Genomic DNA, 24555 nt, shown 5'->3' with positions numbered 1-24555 from the left:
CCCGTCTCCCCGGGCCATCCGTCTCCACGGCACAAGACAAGGACGTCACATGCTCGTCATCCTCGGATTCACCATGATCCTCGCGTTCATGGTGCTCATCATGACCAAGCGGCTCACGCCCATGGTCGCGCTCATCCTCGTCCCGACGATCTTCGGCCTCTTCGCGGGCGCCGGGCTCGGCATCGGCGACATGGTCATCTCGGCGATCGGCGACATGGCGCCCACGGCCGCGCTCCTCATGTTCGCGATCATGTACTTCGGCATCATGATCGACGTCGGGCTGTTCGACCCGCTCATCCGCTTCATCACACGCGCCCTCGGCGACGACCCCGCCAAGGTCGTGCTCGGCACGGCGCTGCTCGCGGGCGCCGTCTCGCTCGACGGCGACGGCTCGACGACCTTCATCATCACGACGTCGGCGATGCTCCCGCTCTACCTCCGCCTCGGGATGAGCCCCGTGGTGCTGACCTGCGTGGCCGGGCTGATGAACGGCACGCTCAACATCGTGCCGTGGGGCGGGCCGACGGTGCGCGCGGCGACGGCCCTCGGCCTGCAGCCGACCGACGTGTTCGTCCCCATGATCCCCTCGCTCATCGTCGGCATCGGGATCGCCCTCGGCCTGTCCTGGCTTCTCGGGCTCTCGGAACGCCGACGCCTCGGCCGCCTCAGCCTGACGGGAGCGGACGAGCTGTGGACGGATGGCGGCACCACGCGGCCCGGTCGTCTCGGGATGCGCGTGCGCCGGCTCGCCGAGCCCCGCTCGGGCACGGGGACGCCCGGCGCCCGCGCCGTGCTCGGCACGACGAACGTGGTCACCGTCAAGGGCTCGGGGATGCCCGCCCCCACGCTGATCTCCGAGGACGAGCGCGACACGGCGATGGCCGACACGATGCTGAGCCCCGAGCGCGCCACGCTGCGTCCGCGGCTCATCTGGGTCAACCTCGTGCTGACGATCGCGGTGATGGTGCTGCTCGTCCTCGACGTGCTGCCCCTCGCCTTCGTCTTCATGATCGGCACGGGCATCGCGCTCGTCCTGAACTTCCCGAGGCTCAAGGACCAGAGCGCGGAGATCGTCGCGCATGCGCCGAGCATCGTCGGCGTCGTCTCCATGGTGCTCGCCGCCGGCGTCCTCGTGGGCGTGCTCGACGGAACGGGCATGGTCACGGCGATGGCCGACTGGGTCGTCGACATCGTCCCGCCGTCGCTCGGTCCGTTCTTCGCCGTCATCACCGGGCTCCTGTCGATCCCCATGACGTTCTTCATGTCGAACGACGCCTTCTACTACGGCATCCTGCCGATCCTCGCCGAGAGCGCTGCGACCTACGGGATCACGCCGGCCGAGATGGCGCGGGCGTCGGTCATCGGCCAGCCCGTGCACCTGCAGAGCCCGCTCGTGCCGGCGATCCTGCTCCTCGTCTCGCTCGCGAACGTCAACCTCGGCGACCACCACAAGAAGGTGCTGTGGCGCGCCCTCGTCGTCTCACTCGCGATGCTCGCCGTGGGCGTCGTCGTGGGGTCGGTCCCGATCGGCTGACGGCAGGACGAGCACGCCGTCGACGCGCGTCGGAACCTGCACCGGTCCCTCGCGCAGCTCCGGAGGCAACGCGTGCTGTGGGGCCTGCTGCCACGCGACCGGACGCAGAAACCGCCTGATGGCCGTCGCGCCGACCGAGGTGTGCAGCGTGTTCGTCGCGGGCCACGGGCCGCCGTGGTGCTGCGCGGGGCTGACGGCGACGCCGGTCGGGTAGCCGTCGAACAGGATGCGACCGGCGCGCGCCGTGAGCGAGGCCCTCGTCGCGGGGAGGCCCCGATCCGTCTCGCCCGCGGTCAGCACCGTGGCCGTGAGGGATCCCGGGACGCGCGCGAGGGCGGCGAGCGCGTCCGCTTCGTCCTCATACCTGGCCACGACGGCGACCGGGCCGAAGCACTCCTCCGCGAGCAGGTCGGTCAGGGATTCGGCTGCGACCTCGAACAGGACGGGACGCGTGGTGTGCGGCCCGCCGGCCGCCCCCGATGCGCGCCGGCGCGCATCGTGCGTCCGCGCCTCCACGCCGCGGTCGTACGCCTCCGCCATCGACGCCGTGAGCGCGGGCGCGGCCGTTGCCGCCGAAACCGCCTGCGCCATCGCCGCGACGACCCGGTCGCCGTCCTCGCCCTGCGGGATCAGGACGAGCCCGGGCTTCGTGCAGAACTGCCCCCCGCCCTGCAGCACGGATCCCGCGATGCCCTGGCCGTACTCCTCCGCCCGTTCGCGAGCCGCGCGCGGGGTCACCAGGAGCGGGTTGACGCTGCCCAGCTCGCCGTAGAACGGGATCGGGTCCGGCCGCCCCGCGGCGGCATCCGCGAGCGCCCGGCCGCCGGCGAGCGAGCCGGTGAACGCCGCCGCGCGCACGGAGGGATGCGTCACCAGACGTACGCCCGCGTCGAACCCGTGCACGAGCGCGAGCAGCCCTGCGGGCGCTCCCGCAGAGGCGACGGCCTCCCGGGCGATCGCGGCCACGCGTTCCGACGCGGCCGGATGGCCCGGGTGAGCCTTGACGACGACGGCGTTGCCCGCGGCCAGCGCCGACGCGGTGTCACCGCCCAGCACGGAGAAGGCGAACGGGAAGTTGCTCGCGGCGTACACCGCGACGGGGCCGAGCGGCACGAGCATCCGCCGAAGGTCGGGACGCGGTCCCATGGGCGTCTCGGCCGCGTGGTCGACGGCGGCTTCGAGGTGGCTCCCGTCGCGCACGACGCGGGAGAACTCCCTGAGCTGGTACGTCGTCCGTGTGAGCTCGGCGCCCAGGCGCGTCGCCCCCAGGGCCGTCTCGCGGTCCGCGTCCGCCACGAGGGCGTGGCGTTCCCCCTCCAGCCCGTCGGCGAGCGCCTCGAGCAGTCCGGCGCGTCGTGCGCGGGACCACGTCGCGAAGCCGTCGGCCGCTTCCCGCGCGCGCGACACGACGTGGTCGACACCCGCGGCGTCGGTCTCGCCGACGTCGAGGGCACGCACGTCACCCGTCCGGGCGTCCCTGCTCTCCACGCGGTTCGTCACATCCATGCCGTCGATCCGTCCTTCCGCACGGGAACCCGTCGTTCCCAGTGCACCCAGTCGTCGCGCTCGAGAGCGCTCTCGTCGATCTCGATCCCCCATCCGGGTCTGTCCTCGCGCAGCTCGAGGTGCCCGTCGGTCGGGAGGTACGGGTCGTGGCACCACGAGACCTCGTCCGGCTTGTACTCCAGGATCGAGAAGTTCCAGGTCGCCGCGGCGAAATGCACGTTGGCGGCCGTCGCCAGCGGGCCGAGCGGGTTGTGGGGGGCGACGGGGACGTCGTGTGCCTCCGCGAGCACGGCGATCTTCCGCATCTGGGTGAGGCCGCCGACGACGCAGATGTCGGGCTGGATGATGTCGGCGCCCTGCACCGACAGCAGTCCGAGGAACTCGCTGGGCGAGTAGAGCGACTCCCCCGTCGCGAGGGGGACGGCCATCTCCGATCGGATGCGGCCCCACGCGGGAAGGTACTCCGGGCGGATGGGCTCCTCCAGGAAGAGCGGGTCATGCGGCGCGAGGGCCGCGGCGAGGGCCACCGCCTGGCGCGGCTCCCACAGGCATCCGTGGGCGTCGAAGGCGAACTCCCACTCCTCCGGATGGGCCTGGCGGATCTCGCCGAACCACTCCCCGAGCTCTCGCGCGACCAGGCCGAACCGCGAACGATGCACATCGCGCCGGTAGGGGCTCAGCTTGAACGCGTCGATCCCCTGCTCCTCGTGGAGCTGCGCCGTCCGGTCGACGAGGTCCCGCACATCCGGTGCGGAATAGAGGCCGGCGTACACGCGTACCCGATCGCGCACGCGTCCGCCCAGCAGCTGGTAGACGGGCACTCCCGCCGCCTTCGCCGCGACGTCCCACAGGGCGTGGTCGACGGCGGCGATCGCAGCGAGCCCCAGCGCGCCCTGCGGGAACCGCGCCGACTGGTGGAGCAGCTGGTTGACGAAGCCGACCCTCGTCGCGTCGATCCCGGAGATCTGGTCCGCGAGGTATTCCAGGATCGCCGGATAGGCGAGGTCGGGGCCGTGGTTGTAGACCTCCGCCCACCCGTCGATCCCGTCGTCCGTCGTGAGGCGGAGGAGGACTCGCGGCCGATCGCCGACGCGCTGGAGGTACGTGGTGAGACGTTCGATCCTCATGATGCCGCTCCCCATCCCGCGAGGATCTCGGAGATCTCCGCCCTGACGCTCTCGCCGACGACGGTGCTCGGCGGCCTCACCGAACGGTCGCACAGGCCGAGCTGGTGCATCGCCTCCTTGACGACCGACACGTTGTCGGCGTTGCGATCGCGCGCGCGGAGCTGCTCGAAGCGCCGGATCCGGCGCCATGTCGACGACGCCGCGTCCCGGTCTCCGGCCCGCAGCGCATCGAGCATCGCGAAGGAGACCTCCGGAGCGACGTTCACGAGCCCCGAGGTGAACGCGCGCGCACCCGCCTGCCATGCCGCGGGAGCATGCGACTCGGCGAGCCCTGCGATCCAGAGGAGGTCGCCGCCGACGTCCTGGACGGTCTCGGCGAAGAGCACGGGGTCGGGCACGGAGTACTTGAGCGCGATGACGTTGGGCGCCCGTCGCACGAGCTCGGAGACATCGGCGCCGCTGATCGCCGTGGAGCTCACGTACGGGACCACGGCGGTCTCCGGCACGGCCGCGGCGACCGCGGCGACGTAGTCGACCCATCCGCCACCCGACATGTACGGCAGGACGGGCTGGTGCACCATGACGGCCTGAGCCCCGAGCTCGGCCGCGAGCCCCGCCTCCGCGGTCGCGGTCGACAGATCGAGTCCGACGCCCGCGATCACCACGGCTCGGCCGCCGACCGCATCGGTCACGGTGCGCAGCACGTCGATGCGCTCCCGGGGGGACAGCGCGTAGAACTCCCCCGTGTTGCCGTTGGGCGTGAGGGCGCCGAGCCCCCTGGACACCAGCCGGTCGGCGAGCTCCGCCGCCTGAGCAAGGTCGATCGAGCCGTCGGACGCGTACGGCACGACGGGGATGCCGACAACCGTGTGCAGGGCGTTCAGCGTTCGGTCGAAGGTGGTCATGGGGCTCCGATCTCATGTGGTGCGGACACGACGTCCGCGAGGGGTTCGACAGGCTTGATCCGGACCCAGAATCCGTAGACGGCCGCACTGACGAGACAGCTGAGCGCTGCGAACACCAGGGGGCCGAGGTACGACCCGCCGGAGAAGGTGAGGAAGAGCCCGATGGCGATGGGGCTGATGAGGTTGCCGAGCTGAGAGCCGAAGTTCTGGAATCCGGCGAGCGATCCGACCTGCTCGGATGACGGCGCGACCTCAGCGGGGAGGCTCAGGATGGCCGCGCCCGCGAACGAATGCGCGGCGCTCGACACGGTGAGGACGACCATGAGGATCGCGTTGCTGTCGATGAACGGGCTGAATCCGATGCACGCGCTGAGCACGAGACCCGAGATGATCGGCACCTTGCGCGCGACGTTGGCCGACAGGCCCGAGGCGAGCATCCGATCCGACACGACGCCGCCGAGCACGGTCGAACCGATTGCGATGAGGGCGGGGAGGGCTCCGACCATGCCGAACTCGGCCTCGGTGAAGCCTCGCGCGTCGAGGAGATAGCTCGGGTACCAGGTCAGGAAGAAGGCGCCGGCGAGCGAACGGAAGACGTACCCGAGTGTCAGCGCCCACACCTGGTTGTCGGTGAGGAGATCGCGCCAGCGAGGCGCCTGCCCCGCGGGCTTCACCATCTCCGCCTGATCGGAGCGGATGTGCTCCAGCTCGGCGGCGTTGACCCGGGGATGCCTCTCGGGGACGCGGTAGATCGCGAGCCAGCCGACGATCCAGAGCAGGCCCACGGCTCCGATCAGCACGAAGGCCCAGCGCCAGCCGGCGGAGACGGCGATCACGGTGACGATCGGGATCGACAGCGCCGAGCCGATCTGCTGCCCCATGTCGAACAGGCTGGAGGCGAAGGCGCGTTCACGGCGCGGGAACCATGTCGAGACGACCTTGATGTTGGCGGGCTGGACGGGGGCCTCCCCCACTCCGAGGCCGAGCCGGAAGACGATGATGCTCGAGACGCCCGTGGCGAAGGCCGTGAGCGTCGTCCAGATCGACCACCATCCGACCGCGATCGGGTAGATGACACGCGGGCCGAACCGGTCGAGCAGCCATCCGGACGGGACCTGGAACAGCGCGTACGTCCAGAAGAAGGAAGACAGCAGCACGCCCTGCACGGCAGGGCTGATGGCGAACTCGTCCGACATGAACGGCACGGCGACGCTCAGCGCCGCCCTGTCGAGGTAGGCGATCGTCAGTCCGAGGGCCGAGAGGCCCACGATCGTCCAGCGGGTCTGACTGCGGTGGGGGCGCGCTGCACTGCGCTGCCCCGTGCTTGTACGATGAAGCATCGTCGCTCCTTGGGTGGCGTGTGCTCCTTGGCGGAGCACGGTTCCTGAGGTGCGGCCCGGGATCTTGGCGGTGAACGGGTCGCACCTCGCTGTCAGCGGGCGGCTCCTCCCTGACGAAGACGGTCGAGGAAGCCGGCGATGTGCCGGCTGGTCAGTTCTGCGGCTCGGTCGGCCTCGCCCGCCTCCGCCGCGTCGAGGATGCGGGCATGCTCCTCGGCCTCGTCGCGCCAGCTCGGCTCGCGGGCCCACGTCGACACCGCAGCGAGCGCGGTCTGGTCCCGCAGGCCGTCGAGGACCCCGATGAGGATCGGATTCTGCGCCCCCGCCCAGAGCCCCGCATGGAACGCACGGTTCGCAAGGCTGCGAGACGGCGCGTCGACCGCGGCGTCCGCCCGCACGAGCGCTGCGCGCGCGGGCGAGGTGTCCGCGCCGTTCGCGACGCTCCGACGCACGGCTTCCGGCTCCAGGAGGAGACGCGTGTCGTAGATCGCCACCGCGTCCTCCTGGGAGAGCTCCCGCACGCGCACGCCGATGTAGGGGCGCACGACGACGAGTCCGCTCATCTCGAGCGTCTTCAGCGCCTCGCGCACCGGTGTCTTCGACATGGCGAGCTCCTGGGCGAGCTCCGTCTCGACGAGCGACTGCCCCGGCGCGAATCGCCCGCTGAGGATCCCCTGCTTGATGACCGACAGGGCGTGCTCCGTCCGCGAGGGCAGCACGATCGGCGCGGGTGGCAGGGTCGACATGTCGTACATCATATATGACGTTATTGACGACAAACAAGTCCGGTCCGGCCTTCGGCTCCCCGAAATGCTGCCAAATCCGCCCTCCGCGTGGCCCGGCCGCGAGTGCTACGGCAGGGTGGAAGGGCTGAGGGACGCGCGTCCTGCGGCGGGCTCACCGCCTGCGGCGCGGCGAGACCCTCGGCACGCGCAACGATGTGCCGGGACCTGCACACCGGCCGACGAGGAGAGCCCCGGAATGTCACCCTGGACCCTGATCCCGCTCGCCATCGGCGTCTCGGCGGACGCGTTCGCCGTCGCACTCGGGAAGGGTCTGCATCTGCGGTCGCGCGTGGTGCTCGGAGCCCTCGCCATCGCGGCGGCGTTCGGGGTCGCCCAGGCGATCATGCCCCTCATCGGCTGGCTTCTCGGGAGCGCGTTCGCCGAGGCGATCGCACCCTTCGACCACTGGATCGCCTTCGGGCTGCTCGCGCTCGTCGGCGGGAAGATGCTGTGGGAGGCGCTGAACCCCGACCAGGAGACGGAGGCGGAGAAGACCGGTCGCCTCTCGGCACGCGAGATCCTCATCCTGTCCGTCGCCACGAGCATCGACGCGCTCGCCGTCGGCGTCTCGTTCGCGTTCCTCGACGTCGTCGTCTGGATGGCGGTGCTCGCGATCGGCGTGACCACCTTCGCGCTGTCCTTCGTGGCGGTGCTCGTCGGGCACCGCATCGGCACGCGGTTCCGCCGGCCGGCGGAGGTCCTCGGCGGCCTCGTGCTCATCGCGATCGGCGTGCAGATCCTCCTCGATCACCTGACCGCCTGAGCAGGGGGTCCGGCGTCAGACGAGGCGGACGGACATGAGCGACCAGCCCTCCGGCACCTTCGCGTCGAGGGCGGCGCGGTCGTCGGCCTCGATCTCGGCGGTCTCGGTGTGGCGGTGCTTTCCGACGGCACGGATCCTCGTGGACCGCTTGATCATCGACACCGTCGCATCGGTGAGGACGTGCCCCGCGGGCACCTGCTCCTCGAGCGCCGCACGCACCTCCGCCTGGGTCTCCGCCTCGGCCTCGATCTCACCGCTGTCGTTCCGCCTGATCACACCTACGAGCACGGAGTCCAGCCTACGAGGCTCCACCGACATGACGGACGCATCCGCTCCCGATATCCGTCTCCGGGCTCGTCATCGGAGCGCAGAGAGAGATGGAACGGCAGAATGGCCTGGCATGTGGTCACGTGGGCCGTGATCCTCAACCCCGTGGCCATCAGCGTCACTGCCGGGATCGGCGTCGGCTTGTGGAACCTCGCCCCGCCCCGCATCGCGCAGGCCAGCATCTGGGCGCTGCCGACGGCGCTCGACGACACCTGGACGACTGCGCTGATCCTCATGGCGGCCATGCCGACGGCGGCGACGGCGTTCATCTTGTCTCACGAGCCCGACCAGGACGGACGGCTCGTCGCCGCCGTCATCGTCGTCACGAGCGTCGTCGCCGTCGTCATGGTCCCCCTGGCCCGCGTTCTCGCGACCTGAGGGCCGGGTCTCGTCGGACAGCGCTCAGAGCGCAAGCGCATCTCGTCGGCTCGACGAGCGTCTGGGCCCGGTGCACGTCGCCGGGCAGTCGACATGCCCGCTTCGACGGTGCACGCGGCTTTCGGACGCTGCCACCTCAATCCACGTCGACGTAGAAAAGCTCGGCGGCTTCCCCGACGGCGGCGGTTGGCGCTTCGTCGGCCGTGCAGGGCGAAAGGAACCGCGAGGCGACCGCTCGACGCCTCACACGTGGCTGCGCACCCCGGCCTTCGTCGCGTCGCCAGGATTCATCGCCAATCGGCGATTGGACATTGACACGGTCGCGCGCGCTTCACTATCGTTTCTTTCAGCGAATCATCGGTTCGCTGAGTGCACCACCCTCCTGTTCTTCCATCACTCCCGAATGTGAGACTTCGATGAACCGAATCAAAGTGGGCAGCATCGCACTGAGCCTGGGTGTCGCCCTGGCCATCGGAATGGCCGGATGCACCGGCACCCCTGAGGACGCGCCGAGCGAGTCGCCGGCTGGCTCCGCGCCCGCCACGGACGAGGGCGGCATCGACATCCAGAAGGTGACGACCTTCGACGAGATCGAGCCCTATCCGGACGTTCAGGCACTCGTGCCCGACCGGATCAAGAACGAGAGGATCACGGTAGCCCTCAGCGCTGCGGCGCCGCCGACGACGTTCGTGGGAGCCGACGGCAAGACGAGCCTCGGCCTCAACGCTGACATCGCCCGCGCTCTGGTGCGGATCATGGGGATCGATGCAGAGCTGACTTCGGTCCCGTTCGACGCGATCATCCCCGGCATGGCGTCGGGCAAGTACCAGTGGTCGATGGCCTCGATGTCCCCGACCGCGGAGCGGCTCGAGGTGATGGACATGGTGCCGTTCACCAAGGGCGGCACCAGCATCGCCGTTCCGGACGGCAACCCCGAAGGACTGGCCCTCGACACCTCGCTCTGCGGGGTGCGGATGGCCGTGGGCGTGGGCACCATCCAGGCCACCCGACAGCTCCCGGACTTCAGCGAGGACCTCTGCGAGTCACAGGGCGAGGAGGCCATCGTCCCCGTCGAGGTGCCGAACCCCAACCAGGCGCTGCTGGCTCTCTCGAGTGGACGGGTGGATGCGTTCATGGGCGACGGTGTGCCGCTCGCCTACGCGGACCGGGTGAACAGCGGCCAGTTCGACATCCTCGAGCACGATTCTCTGAACGAAGGCTCCTCCCGAGACTCCGCGCTGGAGGTGGCCCTCGGGGCGATGGCGGTGCCGAAGGGCTCGGACTTCACGCCGGCGCTCGTCGAGGCGATGAAGGTGCTGCAGTCCCTCCCGCAGTACCAGGCCATCTACGACCGGTGGGGCATGGGCGACTACGCGCTCGAGGCCGACGAAGTGATGCAGATCGAGACTGCCAAATGACGACCAGCGAACTGCGCGCCTTTCCTGCCCCCGTCCGGGGCAAGCTGATCGCCAAACGCCCCGGCCCATGGAGCTACGTCGCCGCGATTGTCGTCCTGTTCTTCGCAGCCGCGCTCCTGGACGCCGCCGTCACGAACAAGAACTTCGGGTGGCCGGTCGTCGCGGAGTACCTGTTCGATCCATCGATCATCAACGGGCTTTTGCTCTCGCTGTGGTTGATGGCGCTCGTCATGGTCATCGGGTCGGTCCTCGGGCTGATCCTCGCGATCATGCGGCTGTCCAGTAACCGCATCCTCTCGACGGCGTCCGCGCTGTACGTGTGGTTCTTCCGTGGCACCCCGCTGCTGATCCAGGTGATCTTCTGGTTCAACATCGCGGCGCTGTTCCCGACGATCGGACTCGAGATCCCCTTTGGCCCGACGCTGTTCGGCGTGGACGCGAACCGGCTCATCACTCCCCTGACCGCCGCACTGCTCGCCCTCTCCCTGAACGAGGCTGCGCTGATGGCGGAGGTCATCCGCGGCGGCCTGCTGGGGGTGAACCGCGGTCAGGCGGAGGCGGCGCGTGCCCTGGGGATGAAGCCTGCGCAGGTATACCGGATCATCATCCCGCAGGCGGTCCGCATGATCATTCCGCCGACCGGGAACAACCTCGTCGGGGCGTTCAAGAACACCTCGCTGGTCAGCATCATCGGACTCACGGACCTGCTGCACAGCGCCCAGATCATCTACTCGCTCAACTATCAGACGATCCCGCTGCTGATCGTCGTGGGCCTCTGGTATCTCTTCGTGACCTCTGTGCTCGGCTATGTGCAGCAGTTGCTGGAGGCGCGCTACTCCCGAGGCTTCGTGCCCCGGAGGGTCCGCGGGAAAAAAGCCGAGACGAGCAAGCGCGGAGAGGATGTGCACGCGTGACCGAGACATTCATCGACTTGAGGGGCATCCGCAAGAGCTTCGGCAGGGTCGAGGTCCTGAAGGGCGTGGACTACACGGTGCGGCAAGGCAGCGTCAGCTGCCTGATCGGCCCGTCGGGATCCGGCAAGTCGACGCTGCTGCGCTGCATCAACAGCCTCGAGCAGCCGGAGGAAGGCGAGATCTGGGTCGACGGTGCCCTCATCGGTAAGCGCACGGAGAAGGACGACTATCGCGCGCTCGATGAGCGGGAGATCGCCGGTCAACGCGCCTCGATCGGGATGGTCTTCCAGCAGTTCAATCTCTTCCCGCACATGACGGCCCTGGAGAACGTGATGGTCGGCCCGCAGTGGGTCAAGGGCGAAGACCGCACGCGAGCGAAGCGACGGGCACTCGAGCTTCTCGAACGAGTGAGCCTGGGTGAGCGGGCTCACCACTATCCCGCCGAACTGTCCGGAGGCCAGCAGCAGCGGGTCGCGATCGCACGGGCGCTCTCGATGCAGCCGAAGGCGATGCTCTTCGACGAGCCGACATCCGCGCTGGACCCGGAGCTCGTCGGAGAGGTGCTCACGGTCATGAAGGATCTCGCGAACGGCGGCATGACGATGATCGTCGTGACGCACGAGATGAGCTTCGCCCGCGAGGTCGCCGACCACGTCGCATTCATGGACGCAGGAGTGATCGTCGAGGAAGGGCATCCGCGCACCGTGCTCTCCTCGCCGCGCTCGGAGCGCGCCAGGGACTTCCTCAGCCGTGTTTGAGGCGATGGACGTCGCGTCGCGCGTCGATCTCGCCTCCGTACGGGACGACACACGGGGGGTGCACGACGTCGCCCACTTCAACAACGCGGGATGCTCGCTTCCGCCGAAGACGGTGACAGACACGGTGAAGGGCTACATCGACTTCGAGGAGCGCTTCGGCGGCTACGAGGCACGGGAGGCGTTCGAACCGCAGATCTCGGCCGTGTACTCATCGCTGGCCCAGCTGATCGGCGCGTCCGCCGATGAGATCGCCCTCGCCGACAGCGCGACCCGCGCCTGGGACATGGTCTTCTACGGCCTGGCCCTCGCCCCAGGCGACCGCATCATCACCTGCATGTCCGAGTACGGCGGCAACGCGATCGCCTACCTCCACCGCGCGAAGCAGACAGGCGGCGAGATCGTCGTCGTCGAGAACGATCCCGACGGCCAGATCGACCTCCGTCGACTCGAGGAAGAGCTCGGCAAGCCGCGAACTCGCCTCATGACGATGAACCACATCCCCACCCAGGGCGGGCTCGTCAATCCCGCGGAGCGGATCGGCGAGCTGTGCCGCGAGGCCGGCGTCCTGTTCCTCCTCGATGCGTGCCAGTCCGTCGGACAGCTCGACCTCTCGGTCGCGCGACTCCACTGCGACGTGCTCACGGGCACCGGACGGAAGTACCTACGTGGCCCGCGCGGCACAGGATTCGCGTACGTCAGATCGGAGGCGATGGCGCTCTTCGAGCCGGCGTTCCTCGATGGGCGCTCCGCCACCTGGCTGAGCCCTGGCGAGTACGAGTTGGCGAGCACTGCCATCCGATACGAGACGTGGGAGAAGAACTACGCGAACCTGCTCGGTCTGGGCGCCGCCGCCGACTACGCGCTCGGCCTGGGAATGAGCGCGATCGAAGCGAGCGTCCTGCGGCGCGGCACAGAGCTGCGGGACGCACTGCGCGAAGTCCCCGGCGTCACCATCGCCGACCAGGGCGCTCGCCACTGCGGGATCGTCTCCTTCACGCTCACAGGGGTGTCACCTGACAGAATCATGTCCTCGCTGAGACAGAGACGCATCAACGTGAGCGTCTCACGCGCGAGATCCTCACGCTGGGACCTTCCCCGGCGCGGGCTCGAGAGCGTGGTCAGAGCATCGGCGCACTACTTCAACTCCTCGGACGAGGTCGCAGCGCTGGTCTCTGAACTGACGACACTCGGCGACGAGGCGAAAGAGGACACAGAGGAACCATGACGGATTCGAAGAACAACACCCTGCTCGGGATCGAGCGTGCGCTCTCGGTCCTCGAGGCGTTCATCCACCGTTCGAGCTGGGGGCTGAGCGACCTCGCCCGCCACCTCGACCTGAACAAGGCGGTCGTCTATCGCATCGTCCGATCGCTGGAGCAGCGCGGCTTCCTCGAACAGCCGGAGGAACGAGGACCCTACCTCCTGGGACCGGCCGCGGTCGCGCTCGGCCGGTCCGTGAAGAGCAAGTCTCTGGTCGCCGTCGCGCGGAGGCACCTGGTGCGCGCAGCGGAGAGCACCGGCGAAGTGGCGCTGTTGTACTCGATGCGCGGACATCGCTACCTCTGCGTCGACCGCCTGGACGTGAACAGCGACACCGAGGTGACCGTGGAGATCGGCGACACGATCGGCCTCCACGCGGGCGCCGGGAAGTCGATCCTCGCGTTCCAGGACGACCCGTTCGTGGACGAGGTGCTCGCCGCGCCCCTGAGCCGCTACACGGAGGCGACGCCCGTCGAGCCCGACCGGATCCGCGAGATGCTCACGCAGATCCAGGGAACGCACCACTGGGTGAGCACCGGGGAGATCACACCGAACACGGTGGGGATCTCGGCACCCATCCGCGACCCGAAGGGGCGCGTGAAGTATGCGTTCTGCATCAGCGTCGACGCTCCCGGAGGGCAGCTCGACCCGACGCGCCTCGACTATCTGGTGAGCGCTGTCGTCGACACCGCCGCATCGATCTCGCAGAGCCTCGGATACCTCGAGGGCCGACCCCTCGAAGAACGGCTCTGACCCCCGCCGCTCGACGGCGACTGGATACACCACCCGCACGGACACGGAAGGCACTGCTGATGACGCTTGCGACGGATCTGATCACCCGCCTGGAGACCTGGAACGTCGAGGACTCACGGGCACGAGGGACGAAGCGCTGGGGACGCTACCCCGAGGGCGTCCTCGATCTGTCCGTCGCCGAGATGGACTTCCCGACCGCCGAGCCTGTCCTGCGGTCCCTGCAGGACAGCGTGACCCGCGAACGCTTCGGATACCCGCTCTCCGAGGAGCACACGACGTTCCAGAGCGCGTGCGGTTCGTGGCTGCGAGCCGGCGGACTTCCGGTGGGGGACGGCAACGTGTTCATGCTCGCCCACGTCGCGCAGGGCATCTCTCTCGCGGTGCGACACTTCACCCGCCCCGGGGCGCCTGTGGCCGTGATCACGCCCACGTACAGCTCGTTCTTCTCGGCGATCGAGGTGGCCGGACGCGAGGTGGTCCAGGTGCCGATGAACGCACACGCGACGGGGCGCTACACGCTCGATCTGAACGGGATCGAAGAGGCTCTGGCGGCAGGGGCCGGATCGGTGCTGCTGTGCAATCCCAGCAATCCCACCGGTACCGTCTACACGCAGGAGGAGCTGCAGAGCCTTGCGGAGCTCGCCGACCGACACGGGGTGCGCGTGATCAGCGACGAGGTCCATGCCCCACTGACATACTCGGACGCAGAACACGTCCCGTTCGCGAGCGTGAGCCCGGAGGCGGCCGACGTGGCGATCACCGTGACCAGCGCGAGCAAGGCCTGGAACATCCCCGGCCTCAGATGCGCGATCATCGCGTTCACGCGGGACACGGACGTGCAGACCTGGCGGTCTCTGTCCGGAGGCGCGAAGGGCGGCATCTCTCCGCTTGGGATCTTCGCGACGATCGCGGCCGTGTCCGAAGGACAGCCCTGGCTGAACGCGGCGATCACGGTGCTCGAGAAGAAGCGCAACCATCTCGTGGAGGCTCTCAACGCCCTCGGACATGGGCACGTCATCACCTCGCCCGGCGCGACCTACCTCGGATGGCTGGATCTCCGCGCGTTCGGGCGCGGAGAGCTCGCGGAGCGATTCCTTCGCGACGTGGGCGTCTTCCTCACCGACGGGAGCGCGCATGGCCTCGCCGGCGCTGGCCATGTGCGGGTGAACTTCGCAACGCACGATTCGGTGATCGACGAGTTCGTGGACCGCGCGGATGCGCTGCTGCGCGCCTGGTGAGGTCGGCACACGGAGCTCTGCAATGCTGATCCTGGCCGTATAGGGCGCCAGCAGCATGCTCGCAGTGCTCCGAAACACGACTTACCGGTGCCTGTTCATCGCGCACTGTGTCGCGCTGATCGGCACGGGCATCCTCACCGTCGCCCTGGGGCTCCTCGCATACGACATCGGCGGCGGCGACGCAGGGGTGATTCTCGGCATCGCGATGATGGTGAAGATGATCGCGTACGTCTTCCTGACGCCGTTCCTCTCGGCGCTGAGCGCGCGATTCCAGAGCAAGAACGTCCTCGTCTTCTCGGACGTGCTGCGCGCGGGAGCGGCACTCCTGCTGCCGCTTGTCACGGATGCGTGGCAGATCTACGTGCTCATCTTCGTGCTGCAGTGCGCGTCCGCGCTCTTCACACCCGCATTCCAAGCGCTGATCCCCGACATCGTGGAGGACGATGAGCAGTACACGCACGCGCTGACGCTGTCCCGGATCAGCTACGACACGGAATCACTGGCAAGCCCGCTGATCGCCGCCGCTCTGCTGACGGTCATGGACGTCAATCTGCTGTTCCTCGGGACCGCCTTCGGGTTCCTGCTCTCCGCTGGCATCATCCTCCGAACCCGCCTGCCGCGCCACGAGGGCAAGACCGATCGATCGTTCGGCCGGAGACTCGTGGAGGGGCTACACGCCTTCCTGAGCCGTCGCGAGCTCCGCGGCCTGTTGGGGCTCAACCTGGCATTGTCCGCATCGACCTCCGTGGTCGTCGTCACGACGGTCATCGTCGTGAAGGAGGACCTCGAGGGGGACTCGACGGACGTCGCGCTCCTGCTCGCCTGTTTCGGAGTGGGGTCGCTCATCACCGCGCTCCAAGCGCCGAGGCTGGTTCGCAGATGGGCGGATCACGATGTGATGTTCACGACCGTCCTGCCCATGCCCGTCGTGCTGCTGACGCTGGGGCTGTCTCTGACCTGGTTGCCGGTGGGCGTCCTGCGTGGGGTCGCACCCGTCATCTGGTTCCTGTTCGGACTGCTCACGTCATCGGTGCTGACGCTGTCGGGGAGGCTTCTGCGCCGGTTCTCGACAACGAGGTCCAGGAACGCCGTATTCAGTGCCTACTTCTCCCTGTCGCACGGATTCCTGCTGGTCATGTACCCAACAGCCGGCACACTGGGCGCGCAGCTCGGCGTCGGGACAGCGGCAACGATCCTCTCTGTCGTGAGTCTGACCGGGCTGATCGTGTGCTTCGCGGTCTGGAGGGGAAGGCTGCTATGCACTCGTTAGCGCTCACAAGCTTCCTCCTCGGTGCTGCCGCGTGGGTCGTGCCGTCCGGCACGAGAAGAGACCCGGATCTGCTGACACCTGCAGATCCGGGCCTCCCATCAGCCCTTCAGAAGAGCCGGGCTGAGATCACTCTCAGAACGCCCAGTCGTCGTCCTCGGTCGCGACGGCCTTGCCGATGACGTACGACGAGCCGCTCCCGGAGAAGAAGTCGTGGTTCTCGTCGGCGTTCGGCGACAGGGCCGACAGGATCGCCGGGTTCACGTTCGTCGCCTCGGCCGGGAACATGGCCTCGTAGCCGAGGTTCATGAGCGCCTTGTTCGCGTTGTAGTGCAGGAACTTCTTGACGTCCTCCGTGAGGCCGACGCCGTCGTAGAGGTCCTGCGTGTACTGCACCTCGTTGTCGTAGAGCTCGTACAGCAGCGAGAACGTGTAGTCCTTGATGTCGTTGCGTCCCGCCTCGTCGAGCTTCTCGAGTCCCTTCTGGAACTTGTAGCCGATGTAGTACCCGTGCACGGCCTCGTCGCGGATGATGAGGCGGATGAGGTCGGCCGTGTTCGTGAGCTTCGCCCGACTCGACCAGTGCATCGGCAGGTAGAAGCCCGAGTAGAAGAGGAAGCTCTCCAGCAGGGTCGAGGCGACCTTGCGCTTGAGCGGCTCGTCGCCACGGTAGTACTCCATGACGATCTGCGCCTTCTTCTGCAGGTTCGGGTTCTCCACCGACCAGCGGAAGGCCTCGTCGATCTCCTGCGTCGACGCGAGCGTCGAGAAGATCGACGAGTAGCTCTTCGCGTGCACCGACTCCATGAACGCGATGTTCGTGTAGACGGCCTCCTCGTGCGGCGTCAGCGCATCGGGGATGAGCGAGACCGCGCCGACGGTCCCCTGGATCGTGTCAAGCAGGGTCAGCCCCGTGAACACGCGCATCGTGAGCAGCTGCTCGTCCGGCGTGAGCGTGTTCCACGACTGGATGTCGTTGGAGAGCGGCACCTTCTCGGGCAGCCAGAAGTTGCCCGTGAGGCGGTTCCACACCTCCACGTCCTTGTCGTCCTCGATGCGATTCCAGTTGATCGCCTGGACGTGGTCCAGAAGCGGGAGCTTCTCGGTCATCCTCGTTCTTTCCTCTTGTTCGTGACGATCACAGCGTGCAGCTGACGCACATCTCGAGCTCCGTGCCCTCGAGCGCCATCTGGCGGAGCCGGATGTAGTAGATCGTCTTGATGCCCTTGCGCCACGCGTAGATCTGCGCCTTGTTGATGTCTCGCGTCGACGCGGTGTCCTTGAAGAACAGCGTGAGCGACAGGCCCTGGTCGACGTGCTGCGTCGCCGCGGCGTACGTGTCGATGACCTTCTCATAGCCGATCTCGTACGCGTCCTGGTAGTAGTCCAGGTTGTCGTTCGTCATGAACGGCGCCGGGTAGTAGACGCGACCGAGCTTCCCCTCCTTGCGGATCTCGATCTTCGACGCGATCGGGTGGATCGACGACGTCGAGTTGTTGATGTACGAGATCGAGCCGGTCGGCGGGACCGCCTGCAGGTTCTGGTTGTAGATGCCGTGCTTCTGGATGGACGCCTTGAGCCCGGCCCAGTCGGCCTGCGTCGGGATGTGGTGCCCCGCGAAGAGCTCCTTCACCTTCTCCGTCTGCGGCGTCCACGCCTGCTCGAGGTACTTGTCGAAGAACTCGCCCGACGCGTACGCGGAGTCCGCGAACCCGTCGAACGCCTGGCCCCGCTCGATGGCGAGGTTGTTCGAGGCGCGCAGGGCGTGGAAGAGCACCGTGTAGAAGTAGATGTTCGTGAAGTCGATGCCCTCCTCCGAACCGTAGTAGACGCGCTCGCGGGCGAGGTAGCCGTGCAGGTTCATCTGGCCGAGGCCGATGGCGTGCGAGCGGTCGTTGCCGTCCTCGATCGAGCGGACCGAGCGGATGTGGCTCTGGTCGCTGACCGCGGTGAGCGCGCGGATCGACGTCTCGACGGTCTGCCCGAAGTCGGGCGAGTCCATCGCGAGGGCGATGTTGAGCGAGCCCAGGTTGCAGGAGATGTCCTTGCCGATCTGGTCGTACGAGAGGTCCTCGTTGAGCGTCGTCGGCGTGTTCACCTGCAGGATCTCGCTGCAGAGGTTCGACATGTTGATCCGGCCCTTGATGGGGTTCGCCCGGTTCACCGTGTCCTCGAACATGATGTAGGGGTAGCCCGACTCGAACTGGATCTCGGCGAGGGTCTGGAAGAACTTCCGCGCGTTGATCTTCGTCTTCTTGATGCGCGGGTCGTCGACCATCTCGCGGTACTTCTCGGTGACCGAGATGTCGCCGAACGGCACGCCGTAGACGCGCTCGACGTCGTAGGGCGAGAAGAGGTACATGTCCTCGTCGTTGCGGGCGAGCTCGAAGGTGATGTCGGGCACGACGACGCCCAGCGAGAGCGTCTTGATGCGGATCTTCTCGTCCGCGTTCTCGCGCTTGGTGTCGAGGAAGCGCATGATGTCGGGGTGGTGCGCCGAGAGGTACACGGCTCCCGCGCCCTGGCGTGCGCCGAGCTGATTCGCGTAGCTGAAGCTGTCTTCGAGCAGCTTCATGACGGGGATGATGCCGCTGGACTGGTTCTCGATCTGCTTGATCGGCGCGCCGGCCTCGCGGATGTTCGAGAGGAGGAGCGCCACGCCGCCGCCGCGCTTGGAGAGCTGCAGGGAGGAGTTGATGCCGCGCGAGATCGACTCCATGTTGTCCTCGATGCGCAGCAGGAAGCAGCTGACGAGCTCGCCGCGCTGCGCCTTGCCGGCGTTGAGGAAGGTCGGCGTCGCCGGCTGGAATCGGCCCGAGATGATCTCGTCGACGAGCTTCCACGCGAGGTCCTGGTCGCCGTCGGCGAGCGCGAGGGCCGTCATCACGACGCGGTCCTCGAAGCGCTCGAGGTAGCGCTTGCCGTCGAAGGTCTTGAGCGTGTAGCTCGTGTAGTACTTGAAGGCGCCGAGGAAGGTCTCGAAGCGGAACTTCTTGCCGTAGGCGAAGTCGTTCAGCCGCTCGACGAACTCGAACGGGTACCTCTCGAGGACGGCGCCCTCGTAGTACTCCTTCTCGACGAGGTAGTCGAGCCGCTCCCGGAGGGAGTGGAAGAACACCGTGTTCTGGTTCACGTGCTGCAGGAAGTACTCCCGCGCCGCGCGCTTGTCGGCGCCGAACTGGATCTTCCCGTCCGCGTCGTAGAGGTTCAGCATCGCGTTGAGGGCGTGATAGTCCATGCCCTCGAAGGCGACGTTGTGCTTGAAGTCGGCCTCGGTCAGTGCTGCTGCTTCCACCATCGTTCCAATCCGTCGCTCACGCGATCGACGTCTTCCGGCGTGCCGAACAGTTCGAGCTTGTACAAATGCGGCACGTTGCACTTGCGGCTGATGACGTCTCCGGCGAGGCAGAACGCCTCGCCGAAGTTGGTGTTCCCCGCGGCGATGACACCGCGGATGGAGCGCCTGTTCCGCTCGTCGTTGAGGAAGCGGATGACCTGCTTGGGGACGGCCCCCTTCTCCTCCCCGCGACCCTGACCCCCGCCATAGGTGGGAGTCACGAGCACGTAGGGCTCTTCGACGACGAGGGGGGCGCCTCCCCCGTGAACGGGGATGCGCAGGGAGCGTGCCGACGAACGCTGCTCGAGCTTCTCGACGAAACGCGCCGTGTTGCCGGACACGCTCGAGAAGTAGACGAGCAGAGGTGCGCTCGTGGCCGTGAGCGTCGCGGTCATGTTCTCGTCACTCCCGCGTCCGTCGCTCAGGCCAGGCGCGCCGCGAGCTCGGCGATCTTGTCGGGGCGGAAGCCCGACCAGTGCCCCTCGTCGGTCACGACGACAGGAGCCTGCAGGTAGCCGAGCGCCTTGACCTGCTCGAGCGCGTCGGCGTCCTGCGAGAGGTCGGTGACCTGGTACTCGATGCCCTTCGCGTCGAGCGCGCGGTAGGTTGCGTTGCACTGCACGCACGACGGCTTGGTGTAGACCGTGATCGCCATGTCCTGTTCCCCTCAGATCCGTGTTGTCCCGGCAGACCCCCACCGGACTCTCAATACTACATATGGGTGCCGACGTTCGGGGGCACCACAAGGGCTAGTAGTTACATCCGTGTGATTTTCCACCGTTCTCCACCGCCTCCCACAGGTCCGTCCACCGAAGCATCCACAGGGGTGCAACGCTCGGAAGGCCCTCCGAATGCCCGATCGACGGGGATCGGCACCGCCGATCACGACGTTCTCCACAGCTCGCACGATAGGTCGGGCCACCGACATCGACGTCCCGCCGAGATCGCCTCTTCGGCGTGTCCCGGCGTGTCGCGCACGCGCCGGCTCCGGGCTCGGCCGCGCCCTATCACTGGGGCGGGTCGGCCGGCGTCGGGGTCCGGGGCGGCAGCAGGGGCTTTCGGTAGACCCGGAGAAGACACGGTATGGCGAGCAGGGCGCCGAGCGCGGCGTGGTGCGCGGCGAGATCGTCGTCGCGGACGTGCTCGTAGCCGAGTCGCCGATACCACCGGTCGAGTTCGCCCTTCGACCGATTGCTTCCGTCGAGAGGGGTGAGCACCTCGATCTGCATGACGGTCGCCGCGGCGTCCCGGGCCAGGTCCTCGGCGGCGTCGACCAGCCTCCGCCCGATCCCGCCGCCTCGGACATCCGAGCGGACGGCGAGCATGCCGAGCCAGCCGGTCCCGTCGGCGACCGCCGTGCGCACGACACCGACGAGTCGCTCGCGCGCGTACGCGGCGAGGATCTCGCCCGCACCGATGGCTGCAGCGATCTCATCGCGATCGGTGCGCGGCGTGCCCGGCTGCCACATCCCCTCTTCTGCCGCTGCGTAGACGTCGTTGGCCAATGCGGCGACGTCGTGCACCAGGTCGCCGTCGGCGGCGCCCGCCGTCGGCAGGAGGCGAATCGCGCCTGCGGAAGTCACAGCGAGCCCTCCGAGGCGATGTCCGGACCGAACAGGATCTCATCGGTCGTGGTGTTCTTCTTCATCGTGTCTCCCCTCGGAAGAGATGTCGACTCGGGCGCGAGGATCCGAACTCGCTCGTCGCCATGCCGCTCGTCGCGCCTGCGGTTCGGTGAGAACCCTACCCAAACCTCTGGAGCATCTGCCCTGTCGTCGAGATGGTCGTCGCCTCAGGGCGGAGACGGCGATCTCGTCTCTAGGCTGGGAGGCATGAGCCGGCCCGCATCCTTCGATCCCGAGACGTTCCTTCCCGACGCGCTCGTCGAGAGCATCCGATCGCGCGCCGCGAGGGTCGACGCCGAGAACGCCTTCCCCGAGGAGGACCTCGACGCGCTGCGCGAGGCCGGATATCTGCGCCTCCTCGTCCCGAAGGACCGCGGCGGCGCCGGGCTCGGGTTCGCGCAGGCGTCGGTGCTGCAGCAGCGCCTCGCCCAGGCCTCGCCCGCCACGGCCCTCGCGATCAACATGCATCTCGTGTGGACGGGCGTGGCGAAGACGCTGCGCGATCGCGGCATCGACGATCTCGCCTTCGTCGAGGAGGAGGCCGCGGATGGCGAGGTCTTCGCCTTCGGCATCAGCGAGGCCGGCAACGACCTCGTGCTCTTCGGCAGCGACACGGACGCCGCACCGGGGCCGGACGGCTCGTACGCGTTCACGGGCACGAAGGTCTTCACCTCGCTGGCCCCCGTGTGGACGAGGCTGGGTCTCCACGGGCTCGACACGACGTCGCCGGACGCACCGAAGCTCGTCTTCGCCTTCGTCGGGCGGGACGAGCGGGTCGTCACCCGCGACGACTGGGACACGCTCGGGATGCGCGGCACGCAGAGCCGCACGACCGAGCTGCACGGTGTGGTCGCGCCCGCCGAGCGCGTCGTGCGGCGCATCGACCCCGGGCCGAGCGCCGACCCCCTGGTCTTCGGGATCTTCGCCTCCTTCGAGCTGCTCCTCGCCTCGGTCTACACGGGCGTCGCGCGTCGCGCCCTCGACCTCGCCGTCGAGTCGGCGCATGCCCGGCGGTCGAAGCGGACCGGCCTCGCCTACAGCCAGGATCCCGACATCCGCTGGCGGATCGCCGAGATGGCGCTCGCCTACGACGCCCTTCCCCCGCAGCTCGAGTGGGTGGGTCACGGCCTCGACGCGCTCGAGGACCACGGCCCGCGCTGGTTCTCGTACCTCTCGGGCGTCAAGCACCGCGCCACGGCCACGGCGAAGCGCGTGGTGGACGACGCGATGCTCGTCGCGGGCGGCTCGTCGTACTTCTCGCGCAACGAGCTCTCGCGCCTCTCTCGCGACGTGCTCGCCGGCGCCTTCCACCCCTCGGATCCCGAGTCCGCCCACAGCACCGTCGCGTCGGCCTGGCTCGGCCCGCTCGGCTGAATCGCCGGTCGGTCAGGAACGCCCGTCGAAGTCGAACGCCCGCAGCAGTTCGGCGACGGCCTGGTCGCGGTCGTCGCCGCCGTTCTCGAACATGTGCGTCACATGCGTGCGCAGATGATTTTCCAGGAGCAGCCGGTTGAGCGACTCGAGCGAGCGCTGGATGGCACGGGACTGCGTGATGATGTCCATGCAGTACTCCTCGTTCTCGATCATCCGGGCGACGCCGCGCAGCTGGCCTTCGAGGATGCGGGTACGGTGCAGCGCGCGCTTCTGGATGTCTTCGATCACGGCGCCAGCGTACCCCGCTCGCCGGCCAGGCGGGCGCCGGCAGCGAGGCCGCGTCTCGTCCGGCACTCGCGTGCGAGGATCATGTCATGCCGCGCACCCCTACCGAGCTCCTCTCCCCCGCCGACCGCGTGCGAAGGAGCTCCCTGCGGCGGATGAAGGCGGTCGCGGCAGGTGCGCTCGTCTTCATGGCGGTCCTGTTCGTCTTCGGCTTCGCGCTGCAGGGCAGCGTGCCGTGGATGGCGTACGTGCGCGCAGCCGCGGAGGGCGGCATGGTGGGCGCGCTGGCCGACTGGTTCGCCGTGACGGCGCTCTTCCGTCGACCCCTCGGGCTGCCCATCCCGCACACGGCCATCATCCCCAGCCGCAAGGACGAGATCGGGCGCACGCTCGGCGACTTCGTGGAGACCAACTTCCTCTCCTCCCCGGTCGTGCGGGACAAGCTCGCGGGGGCGCGCATCGCGGAGCGACTGGGCGGATGGCTCACCGAGCCGGACCACGCGGAGCGGATCGCCGCCGAGGGCGCCACGATGGCGCAGGGCGTGCTGCGCGCGCTGAGCGACGACGACGTGCAGGACCTCGTCGCATCGCTCGCTCGCGAGCATCTCCTCGAGCCCGAGTGGGGGACGGCCGCCGGGGCGTGGCTCGAGCGGATCGTCGAGGCCGACGCCCATCACTCCGCCGTCGATCTCGCCGCGGACAGCATCTCGGGATGGCTGGCCGGGAACAAGGACGCGTTCGCAGGGCTCGTGTCGAAGCGCCTTCCGTCATGGGTTCCGTCGCTCGCGCACCGCGTGATCGACGGCGCGCTCTACAACGAGGCGGTCTCCTTCGTCGACGCCGTGCGCGCGGACCCGCACCACCCCGCCCGCCGGGCCATCGACAGGTACCTCGCGCTTCTCGCGAACAACCTGCAGCACGACGCCGAGACCCGCGCGAAGCTCGAGGGCGCGAAGAGCGCGGTCTTCGACAGCCCGCGCGTGCGCGACCTCGCCGCTCGCGCATGGGACACCGCGAAGAACGGGCTCATCCTCTCTCTGGGCGATCCCGACAGCGCCCTGCGCACGCGCATGCGCGAGGCCCTGATCGACATCGGCGCACGGCTCGGGACGGAGCCCGCGTTGCAGCACCGCGTCGACGGCTGGGTCGTGGATGCGGCCGGCTTCCTCGTCGAGCGGTACCGGCACGACATCGCCTCGATCATCACCGACACGGTCGATCGATGGGACGCCGACGAGACCACGGAGAAGATCGAGCTGCTCGTCGGCCGCGACCTGCAGTACATCCGCCTCAACGGAACCGTCGTGGGGGCCCTCGCCGGGCTCTCGATCTTCACCGTCGCCCACGCCGTCTTCGGATGACGGAGGTGAGGTGTGTGGGTGGTCGTGATGGGGTGCAGAAAAGGGCCGCCCGGCGTTGGGCGGCCCTTTTCTCACGTGAAGTCCGGCGGTGTCCTACTCTCCCACAAGGTCTCCCTTGCAGTACCATCGGCGCTGAGAGGCTTAGCTTCCGGGTTCGGAATGTGACCGGGCGTTTCCCTCTCGCTATGACCACCGAAACACTCTGCGATGCTTCGGAACATCAAGCTTCTCTATGAAACTATACGGGTGCCCATACATCGGGAACCACAAAGTGGACGCGAACACGCACTCTCGAAAAAA

At 68.2% G+C, this 24555-nt stretch carries 24 protein-coding genes, 1 rRNA gene and 1 pseudogene; 13 read left to right on the top strand and 13 right to left on the bottom strand.

Annotated elements, in window-relative coordinates; genetic code table 11:
• Window positions 1–49: 49 nt before the first annotated feature.
• Window positions 50–1534, top strand: coding sequence for a CitMHS family transporter (locus tag N8K70_RS04620; RefSeq protein ID WP_317140441.1), 1485 nt, complete (start codon window positions 50–52; stop codon window positions 1532–1534).
• On the opposite strand, the gene N8K70_RS04615 is transcribed toward N8K70_RS04620, so the two are convergent.
• The 5 genes from N8K70_RS04615 to N8K70_RS04595 all read right to left on the bottom strand — a co-directional run bounded on the left by N8K70_RS04615 (window position 1481) and on the right by N8K70_RS04595 (window position 7158).
• A complete protein-coding gene (locus N8K70_RS04615) occupies window positions 1481–3040 on the bottom strand; it encodes an aldehyde dehydrogenase (NADP(+)) (RefSeq protein WP_317140440.1) in 1560 nt (519 codons plus the stop codon). The genes N8K70_RS04620 and N8K70_RS04615 overlap by 54 nt on opposite strands.
• Entirely contained in the window at window positions 3031–4167 is a 1137-nt protein-coding gene (locus N8K70_RS04610) for a mandelate racemase/muconate lactonizing enzyme family protein (RefSeq protein WP_317140439.1), read from the bottom strand. The genes N8K70_RS04615 and N8K70_RS04610 overlap by 10 nt, the downstream gene beginning before the upstream one ends.
• The gene (locus N8K70_RS04605; RefSeq protein WP_317140438.1) at window positions 4164–5072 is read right to left on the bottom strand and encodes a dihydrodipicolinate synthase family protein; all 909 of its coding nucleotides are present in this window, start codon (window positions 5070–5072) and stop codon (window positions 4164–4166) included. The genes N8K70_RS04610 and N8K70_RS04605 overlap by 4 nt, the downstream gene beginning before the upstream one ends.
• Complete coding sequence (locus N8K70_RS04600) at window positions 5069–6412, bottom strand: MFS transporter (RefSeq protein WP_317140437.1); 1344 nt, start codon at window positions 6410–6412, stop codon at window positions 5069–5071. Before N8K70_RS04600 ends, N8K70_RS04605 begins: the two co-directional genes overlap by 4 nt.
• 92 nt (window positions 6413–6504) lie before the next feature.
• Window positions 6505–7158, bottom strand: coding sequence for a GntR family transcriptional regulator (locus N8K70_RS04595; protein WP_317140436.1), 654 nt, complete (start codon window positions 7156–7158; stop codon window positions 6505–6507).
• Between the two features lie 235 nt (window positions 7159–7393).
• Here N8K70_RS04595 and N8K70_RS04590 point away from each other — a divergent pair, with 235 nt between their 5' ends.
• Window positions 7394–7960, top strand: coding sequence for a manganese efflux pump MntP (locus N8K70_RS04590; protein WP_317140435.1), 567 nt, complete (start codon window positions 7394–7396; stop codon window positions 7958–7960).
• A gap of 15 nt (window positions 7961–7975) precedes the next feature.
• Here the strand turns inward: N8K70_RS04590 and N8K70_RS04585 are convergent, their stop codons facing one another.
• On the bottom strand, window positions 7976–8248 hold the full coding sequence (locus N8K70_RS04585) for a hypothetical protein (protein ID WP_317140434.1): 273 nt from the start codon (window positions 8246–8248) through the stop codon (window positions 7976–7978).
• A gap of 102 nt (window positions 8249–8350) precedes the next feature.
• Here N8K70_RS04585 and N8K70_RS04580 point away from each other — a divergent pair, with 102 nt between their 5' ends.
• The 9 genes and pseudogenes from N8K70_RS04580 to N8K70_RS04540 all read left to right on the top strand — a co-directional run bounded on the left by N8K70_RS04580 (window position 8351) and on the right by N8K70_RS04540 (window position 16276).
• The gene (locus N8K70_RS04580) at window positions 8351–8665 is read left to right on the top strand and encodes a hypothetical protein (RefSeq protein WP_317140433.1); all 315 of its coding nucleotides are present in this window, start codon (window positions 8351–8353) and stop codon (window positions 8663–8665) included.
• A gap of 139 nt (window positions 8666–8804) precedes the next feature.
• Window positions 8805–8898 (top strand): annotated as a pseudogene (locus tag N8K70_RS04575) (IS481 family transposase); the annotation flags it as partial.
• 198 nt (window positions 8899–9096) lie between these two features.
• The gene (locus tag N8K70_RS04570) at window positions 9097–10083 is read left to right on the top strand and encodes a transporter substrate-binding domain-containing protein (protein ID WP_317140432.1); all 987 of its coding nucleotides are present in this window, start codon (window positions 9097–9099) and stop codon (window positions 10081–10083) included.
• Window positions 10080–10997 carry an amino acid ABC transporter permease gene (locus N8K70_RS04565; RefSeq protein ID WP_317140431.1) on the top strand — a complete coding sequence of 306 codons (918 nt, stop codon included), beginning with the start codon at window positions 10080–10082 and terminating at the stop codon, window positions 10995–10997. The genes N8K70_RS04570 and N8K70_RS04565 overlap by 4 nt, the downstream gene beginning before the upstream one ends.
• A complete protein-coding gene (locus tag N8K70_RS04560; RefSeq protein WP_317140430.1) occupies window positions 10994–11755 on the top strand; it encodes an amino acid ABC transporter ATP-binding protein in 762 nt (253 codons plus the stop codon). Before N8K70_RS04565 ends, N8K70_RS04560 begins: the two co-directional genes overlap by 4 nt.
• Before the next feature lie 58 nt (window positions 11756–11813).
• Window positions 11814–12980: an aminotransferase class V-fold PLP-dependent enzyme gene (locus tag N8K70_RS04555; protein ID WP_317140429.1), complete on the top strand. Its 1167-nt coding sequence runs from the start codon at window positions 11814–11816 to the stop codon at window positions 12978–12980.
• On the top strand, window positions 12977–13768 hold the full coding sequence (locus tag N8K70_RS04550) for an IclR family transcriptional regulator (RefSeq protein ID WP_317140428.1): 792 nt from the start codon (window positions 12977–12979) through the stop codon (window positions 13766–13768). Before N8K70_RS04555 ends, N8K70_RS04550 begins: the two co-directional genes overlap by 4 nt.
• A 59-nt stretch (window positions 13769–13827) precedes the next feature.
• On the top strand, window positions 13828–15006 hold the full coding sequence (locus N8K70_RS04545; protein WP_317140427.1) for a MalY/PatB family protein: 1179 nt from the start codon (window positions 13828–13830) through the stop codon (window positions 15004–15006).
• Between the two features lie 55 nt (window positions 15007–15061).
• The gene (locus N8K70_RS04540) at window positions 15062–16276 is read left to right on the top strand and encodes an MFS transporter (protein WP_317140426.1); all 1215 of its coding nucleotides are present in this window, start codon (window positions 15062–15064) and stop codon (window positions 16274–16276) included.
• A 132-nt stretch (window positions 16277–16408) separates the two neighbouring features.
• Here N8K70_RS04540 and nrdF read toward each other — a convergent pair whose 3' ends face one another.
• From nrdF to N8K70_RS04515, 5 genes are all read right to left on the bottom strand, one after another.
• On the bottom strand, window positions 16409–17383 hold the full coding sequence (nrdF, locus tag N8K70_RS04535) for a class 1b ribonucleoside-diphosphate reductase subunit beta (RefSeq protein WP_317140425.1): 975 nt from the start codon (window positions 17381–17383) through the stop codon (window positions 16409–16411).
• 28 nt (window positions 17384–17411) lie between these two features.
• Window positions 17412–19571, bottom strand: coding sequence for a class 1b ribonucleoside-diphosphate reductase subunit alpha (nrdE, locus tag N8K70_RS04530; protein WP_317140424.1), 2160 nt, complete (start codon window positions 19569–19571; stop codon window positions 17412–17414).
• Window positions 19550–20005 carry a class Ib ribonucleoside-diphosphate reductase assembly flavoprotein NrdI gene (gene nrdI, locus N8K70_RS04525; protein WP_317140423.1) on the bottom strand — a complete coding sequence of 152 codons (456 nt, stop codon included), beginning with the start codon at window positions 20003–20005 and terminating at the stop codon, window positions 19550–19552. The genes nrdE and nrdI overlap by 22 nt, the downstream gene beginning before the upstream one ends.
• 26 nt (window positions 20006–20031) lie before the next feature.
• The gene (nrdH, locus tag N8K70_RS04520; protein ID WP_317140422.1) at window positions 20032–20265 is read right to left on the bottom strand and encodes a glutaredoxin-like protein NrdH; all 234 of its coding nucleotides are present in this window, start codon (window positions 20263–20265) and stop codon (window positions 20032–20034) included.
• Window positions 20266–20617: 352 nt separating this feature from the next.
• Window positions 20618–21193, bottom strand: a complete 576-nt coding sequence (locus N8K70_RS04515) for a GNAT family N-acetyltransferase (RefSeq protein ID WP_317140421.1) — start codon at window positions 21191–21193, stop codon at window positions 20618–20620.
• A 249-nt stretch (window positions 21194–21442) separates the two neighbouring features.
• Between N8K70_RS04515 and N8K70_RS04510 the strand changes: the two genes are divergently transcribed.
• Entirely contained in the window at window positions 21443–22609 is a 1167-nt protein-coding gene (locus N8K70_RS04510; protein ID WP_317140420.1) for an acyl-CoA dehydrogenase family protein, read from the top strand.
• A 12-nt stretch (window positions 22610–22621) separates the two neighbouring features.
• Here the strand turns inward: N8K70_RS04510 and N8K70_RS04505 are convergent, their stop codons facing one another.
• Window positions 22622–22897 carry a metal-sensitive transcriptional regulator gene (locus tag N8K70_RS04505; RefSeq protein ID WP_317140419.1) on the bottom strand — a complete coding sequence of 92 codons (276 nt, stop codon included), beginning with the start codon at window positions 22895–22897 and terminating at the stop codon, window positions 22622–22624.
• Between the two features lie 86 nt (window positions 22898–22983).
• Between N8K70_RS04505 and N8K70_RS04500 the strand changes: the two genes are divergently transcribed.
• Window positions 22984–24255: a DUF445 domain-containing protein gene (locus tag N8K70_RS04500; protein WP_317140418.1), complete on the top strand. Its 1272-nt coding sequence runs from the start codon at window positions 22984–22986 to the stop codon at window positions 24253–24255.
• Between the two features lie 80 nt (window positions 24256–24335).
• Here the strand turns inward: N8K70_RS04500 and rrf are convergent.
• Window positions 24336–24452: ribosomal RNA gene (gene rrf, locus N8K70_RS04495) — 5S ribosomal RNA — on the bottom strand.
• Window positions 24453–24555 lie beyond the last annotated feature (103 nt).

The sequence above is a fragment of the Microbacterium sp. AB genome (genome assembly GCF_032878875.1).
In the GTDB taxonomy this organism is placed as follows: Bacteria; Actinomycetota; Actinomycetes; order Actinomycetales; family Microbacteriaceae; genus Microbacterium; species Microbacterium betulae.
This window is presented reverse-complemented; position numbering and strand designations above follow the sequence as displayed.